General features: G+C 46.9%; 2 protein-coding genes. Both read right to left on the reverse strand.

Annotated features, from left to right (window positions below; all coding sequences use genetic code 11):
- Window positions 1-113: 113 nt before the first annotated feature.
- A complete protein-coding gene (locus AC4II3_RS30470) occupies window positions 114-1,463 on the reverse strand; it encodes a hypothetical protein (RefSeq protein ID WP_488015794.1) in 1,350 nt (449 codons plus the stop codon).
- A gap of 382 nt (window positions 1,464-1,845) precedes the next feature.
- Entirely contained in the window at window positions 1,846-5,961 is a 4,116-nt protein-coding gene (locus AC4II3_RS30475; protein WP_488015792.1) for a WD40 domain-containing protein, read from the reverse strand.
- Between the last annotated feature and the right edge of the window lie 523 nt (window positions 5,962-6,484).

Raw genomic sequence — 6,484 nt, forward strand, 5'->3', positions numbered from 1 at the left:
TTCCCCTCCTGGGAGGGGTTAGGGGTGGGTTCCGATTCCCGATTCCCGATTCCCGTTCCCCTCCTGGGAGGGGTTAGGGGTGGGTTCCGATTCCCGATTCCCGATTCCCTTCCCTACAACTTGCCAGTTTCTACCAAAATCGGATTGACTGTAAACCAAGACCCTTGAGCGTCAGAGTATTCATAAACAAATAGACTACGCACCAATACTCGATAATGGTCGTCACCACTTACTTCTTGGTTCTGATGCACCTGACGCAATAATTTCCACTCCTCTTCATCAATCGCTAATCGGATTTTATTGCAGCGACTACGAATAACCTGCTCTAACCCTGCCCGGGATAGGGGTAACTTGGCCTCCACCATAATCCAATCCCGAAGCATTGCCAGTAACTCCCGCACATGACCACCACTGATATAACAGAGTTTGTCCAGGGTTTCCCGTGCATCAAACACTTGCGGAATCTTCTGCAACCGTTGCGCTGATGCTAGCTTAGGGAAAGCTCTAGCCATTACCATCGCTCTGAGCCTTTCCATTCCTTCCTGACACTCCTTACCATTCCGTTGCGTCACTGGCACCATTGGCAACACCTTCGGCTCAACCCCGAAACGATTGGTAAGCCGAACGATATCATTACAGAATCGTAGCCCTAGGGGCATCGTATAAATCACATGACAGTTGAGTTGGCGCAACTGTTCTCCCCGGTCTACAAATAAATATTCCGGTTGTGGTCTCCCCCAAGACTTCGGCACAATTTCGACCCGGTCAAGGTTATCTACGATTACCACTAGTCCCCGTTTTCCCTGGTGTTGGAGTTGAGCGATCGCAGGCTCAATCAACTCGGTATTAATCACATCAATAATGGTTTTGGTACGAGGTTCGATATAACTCCGCAACCGATCACGCAAGGTTGGGCTATTTTTGGCTTTCGTGGTAATCTTGGCAATCCCTGCCGATAGCGAATACTCTCCCTGTTTTTCCTTGACCCCAAACTCAGCAACCTTGGGAATCTTAACCTCAACCCCAGTTACATCGGAACCCAAGAATGTGGTAGTGTCCTGTAGGAAAGCTCTAAACCTTTGTAGCGGTAACTTAACCTGGCTAGCTTCCAAACTTTCACTGACCTGGCGAGCAATCACTAATAAGATATCCCCCACATCCACATCGTTCATCTCCAAATCCTGATCCGACTCGAAGTAAACCACATGAAAGTTTTCTGCTAGCAACTCAGCCTTGAGTCGAGATAATTCCGTAGACTTCCCACAACCAATATGTCCCGTAAATAATTGACAGGTGGGCTGGTCTTCCGAGAATAGAGTAATTTGAGCTTTCAGTTGCTCAATCAGTGCTCCCCCCCGGACAGCAGAAAAATCGATATAGAGCTTCTGGTCTTCCTTCTGGGTGAGATCAAGGGTTTTGCTTGGGTTAGTGGCTTTGTAAAACTCGGTGAAATTCAGAGTCATCCGGTGTGGGGTGTGGGGTGTGGGGTGTGGGGTGTGGGGTGTCAGATCAGCAAGGGTTCTGGTTTCGCTAATTTGCGACTTTATTAAGACTGTATCAATACCATACTAATGGTGGGAGTTCTAATTCGTTTTTGGGTATACTAATAGGCTATTTTTGTCTATAGTAATCCATTGCACTAAGGGTACGCTAGCTTAGGCAAGTGCGATAGTGAAAACAGTTACTAGCCAAAATGCCTGGGATGTATTAGAAGCTTTTGCCGGAACAGTTGAAGCACCATCAGAATAACTTTAAACCTTCAACCTTCAACCTTCAACCTTCAACAACCTTCAACAACCTTCAACCTTCAACAACCTTAAACCTTGAACCTTAAACCTTAAACCTTCACTCTTCCAGCAAGCAATCACAAAATTCCTTCAGTTCTGGATTAACAGAACTATTCCTGAAATAACTACTTAGCCAAGCACAACCCCTAGTTAAGAGTCCATCTAGGGTGTCCACCCGCCACAGCTTGATAGTATCCCCGTCTAGGGTAGCCAGTTGCGTCCAATCTAGGTTGAAAACCATCTTAGTCCCCTCGAATTGGGCAATTTGCCGACCCGTTAAATCCCACAGGCGCACCGTACGGTCATCTCCAGCGCTAGCGAGCAGCTGACCATCCGGGCTAAATGCCACCTGGCTAACCTTACCCTGATGCCCCTTCAATTCTTGGACTTGTCCAGTGTTGACATCCGACAACCTCACCATTCCGTAATCTCCAGCGCTAGCGAGCAGCTGACCATCCGGGCTAAAGGCCACCTGGCTAACCTGACCCTGATGCTCGTTCAATTCTTGGACTTGTCCAGTGTTGACATCCGACAACCTCACCATTCCGTAATCTCCAGCGCTAGCGAGCAGCTGACCATCCGGGCTAAATTCCAATTGCCAAACCAAACCTTCATGCCCCTTAAATTCCTGGACTTGCCCAGTGTTGAGTACCCACAATCTGACGATTCTGTCCTCTCCAGCGCTAGCGAGCAGCTGACCATCCGGGCTAAATTCCAGCTGCTTAACCCAACCCCGATGCCCCTTCAATTCTTGGACTTGCCTGGTTTTCAAATCCCACAATCTCACAATTCCATCCTCTCCAGCGCTAGCGAGCAGCTGACCATCTTGGCTAAATTCCAGCTGCTCAACCCAACCCTGATGCCCCTTCAATGCTTGGACTTGTCCAGTGTTGACATCCGACAACCTCACCATTCCGTCAACTCCAGCAGTAGCGATCAGCTGACCATCCGGGCTAAATTCCAGCTGCTTAACCCAACCGTGATGCCCCTTCAATGCTTGGACTTGTCCAGTGTTGACATCCGACAACCTCACCATTCCGTCAACTCCAGCGCTAGCGAGCAGCTGATCATCCTGGCTAAATTCCACGTGCCAAACCAAACCTTTATGCCCCTTTAAGTCTTGGACTTGCCCAGTGTTGACATCCCACAACTTCACGATTCCATCCTTTCCAGCGCTAGCGAGCAGCTGACCATCTCCGCTAAATTTCATCTGGTAAACTTTACCCTGATGCTGCCCAATTCTATGGTCCTGAATGTGGTCAAGAATCATTTGTAAAGCGAGTATTGGAGTAGCAGCGGGATAGTTTTTAAAGGGAGTATTTTTCGTGACCATTGCTTTTAATGCTTTCCCCGTCTCCATAGCTGCTAGTAAGGCATCAAACGGGCTATAGTTAAATTGATTAAGATGTGTAACTCCTGCTCGTTCTAGTTTTAGTCCTTCTTGCTGCCCTTGCTGCAAAATTCGCTTTTCTTCCTCACTATTTACCAAATTAAGTTTCATATTATTCTCATATATATTATCAATTGTGTTTACTAAATAATCATGAACCAACTGATAGCGGTCTTCCGTTTCTCGTTCAATCTTAAACACTAACCCCGAGCCCACTAAAATTTCTAAAATCAGGGTGAGCTGCTCTGGGGGTAAGCTTAAACCAGTAGCTAATTCAGTCTCAGTTTTTAAGGGTCTCAGTTGCTGATCATCGGTCAACAGAGACAACAATTTCCAGGTAGTTTCTCGGTGTTCAGGTCCACAATCGGTAACCACAGTTTCCAGATAACGCTCTACTAGTTTTGCCTTATGGCCCCCTTGTTGATACCTCTCCAAGGTAACAATTCCCTCAGTTTCTAATTGCGCTCCCACCATCTGTAACTCAATCGGATGCACAACTCCCGTTTCTGCTGCTAAATCGTTCACCAATTGCTCAATAAGCCCTGGTTCTAAGGAAAAATTAGTCTGCTCCGTTAACCGGTAAATCAAGGCTTTAGCCTGAGGCTGATCAAAATTACCTAAGTAATAGAGAACATTTTTGCTGAGAATATCATTATTGACTACATCTAAACTAATCAGACGGTCATTACACTCTAGTAAATAAGAGATATAATCTGAACGCAATGCTAGAATAACTTGCACTGCTTCAAGGGTTAGACAGTCCTTTAAAAATTGATAAAAAACTCGTCGTTGCTGTGGCTTATGATACTCAAATAAAAATTTTTCAAACTGGTCGAAAATTATAACCGTCAGTCGATTAGTGTCACCATTGTGTCGCAGCTTGTCGAGAATTTTGCCCAGAATTTCTTCTCTCTCTCCCTTCTTTTGCCACTCTCCCCCCTTCTCTGTTCCAATTATCCTTTGATTTAACCTATCCTCCCACTGGGAATAAACCCTCAGCAACACCGGCTCCACATCCCGACCTGCAATACGGTCTTGCTGTAATCTAGGAATTAAACCTTCCTCAAGTAGAAAACTTTTACCCACACCAGAGGAGCCACAAATTACTGTTAGTTTGTGGTCTTTGCTAGCAATACGCTCAACTAAGTCATTAATCGCTTGCTCTCGACCAGAGGCAGCAATTTGGTCAGCCACAATTCCCTGTTTTTCTTCTGGCGTTGCCTGAGTATCCCTGATTAGTTGGTTGAGGGACAATCGACTAGTGCCCACAAATGCCCGAAACCGGAACTGATACTCGATTAATTGCTGGTATGCCTTAACTGAGAAGGCTTTTTGATAATCCCCTTGGTCAAGGTAGAGCTGTCGCAATTCTTTCAGAATTTGAATATATAGATCAGGATTAACCTTAGGATTTGTTTGCTCTTTAGCAAGCTCAAGATGGGCAATCCCGTCCTGGGGTTGACCGAGATGCTTGTAGGCTCTGCCTAGGGAAAAGCGATACCAACCTTGATGAAGTTCCCACGCCCACTCCAACTGCTGCCGACTCAGGTCACCAGGGAGTTGAACAGAATCCTGGGCATCGCTAAGGATATCCAGTGCTTTAGTGGCCAAGTCTTTGACCCGATGCCATTGGGACCGAGCGATGGCGACTTCTGCCCCTAGAAAGCCGTAATCATGGGCAAGCCAGATTGGGTTGGGATATTTTTGATGAAGGGTTAAGGCTTTTTTGCCTAACTGCTCCAACTCATCCCATCGCCCTAGTCTTTGTAGAATTTCTCCTAAGGGATTGATAAACTTAGCCACTAAGTCGGGACGCTTAGCTTGCTCGAAGCAGTAATGCGATCGCAAAAAATAGTCTCTTGCCCGTAGGCAATGTTGCTTATCCTGATTTCGGTCAAGATCTGCATAGGTACAGTACAGTTGCCCCATATGGAACAGAACACATCCGGCTCGGATTAGATGTTCGGGGTCGGGAAACAGGTAAACTGGCAGGAGAGGTTTCCACAGGTCTAAACTTCTTTGGTAATGCTCCTCCGACTGGTTGAGACCATCGGGAATTACTAGACCTAGGATAAATTCCAGACTCGCTTCTAAATCTGGCGGTAATGCTACCTGTCGATGTTGTAAGTCAAGCCTTGCCCGGCGTAAGTCAGCCAGCAGCTGGTTACTGAGATTATGTCCATGGTCAAAACCCCCAGCCCCTCCAGCGGCTAAGACTTGAGCAAACCCAAGATCAGTAACCTGTTGGATAAATTCGATTACGTCAGCGTTAGAGATTTGAAAGTCCAGGGGTGAAGCGGTTACCCAACTTGCCAAATCCCTGGCAGAGTGAAGGAATTGGGAATAGACTTGATCATCTACCCAAAACAGGATGGGGACATGGAACTGTTTGCGAAACTCCTCCCGGACTCCATTGGCTAATCTGAGCAGTTGTTGGAGATCCCTAACCACCTCAAAGCCGTAAACCATAATCCCTTGGGGCTGTCTTTGTCCCAGTTGAGTTTGACACCTGGTGTATAGGGTCGTGTATAGCTGGGTGATATCCGGAGTTAGCCCAATCGGGAAAATCTCTACCGAACAAACTTCTGCCAGCTGTTGCATCAAGTGGTCTCGCCACTGGGTATAATTACAATGGGCAAAGAATAAGGAAAATTCCTCGACAGTGGCTGCCATTTCAATTACCCAAGCCAGCTGCTCCAATAGCTTTTGGTTATAAGCTTGTTGGTTATAAGCTTGTTGGTTATAAACTTGTTGATGATCAGCCTGTTGTTGAAGATTAGTCATCAAGTTATCGCAATGGGTGTAATGGTGTTTCCAAATTCAAGGGAAGAAGCGATGCAGCGCTGACCTGAGTGTAAACAGTGCAGTCTTGAGGGTTCTCACGGGTATTATTAGGTGGGGACTGAGGTTACCCGCACATACCCATGGGCCATGAGCAACCGGTGTGATTTGCCCCATGAGCGACTGCATTAATACAGAAATACAGAGAAGGTGGGGACCGAGGTTACCCACACAGAAACTAAACCACTCGTTATTGCATCAAGACAATCCAGCTAATTTGCTGCTAAAAATCATCATTTCTTATAACTCTTCTTTTTCCTCTCCCTCTAGGTCGTCCCATATTTGACCCTGATCTAAAAAACCTACCCCTGTGAGGAGGGGGTGGGGAGGGTGGCTCACAAGGGTAGGTTTTTTACTTTGACCTCAGGTGTGGGGTGTAGGGTGTGGGGTGTAGGGTGTGGGGGTACAGACAAGCGATGCAGCGCGGTCTTGGGGAGGCAGTGCGGTCTTGGGGGTTCCCCCCATG

The organism is Moorena sp. (assembly GCF_982860115.1).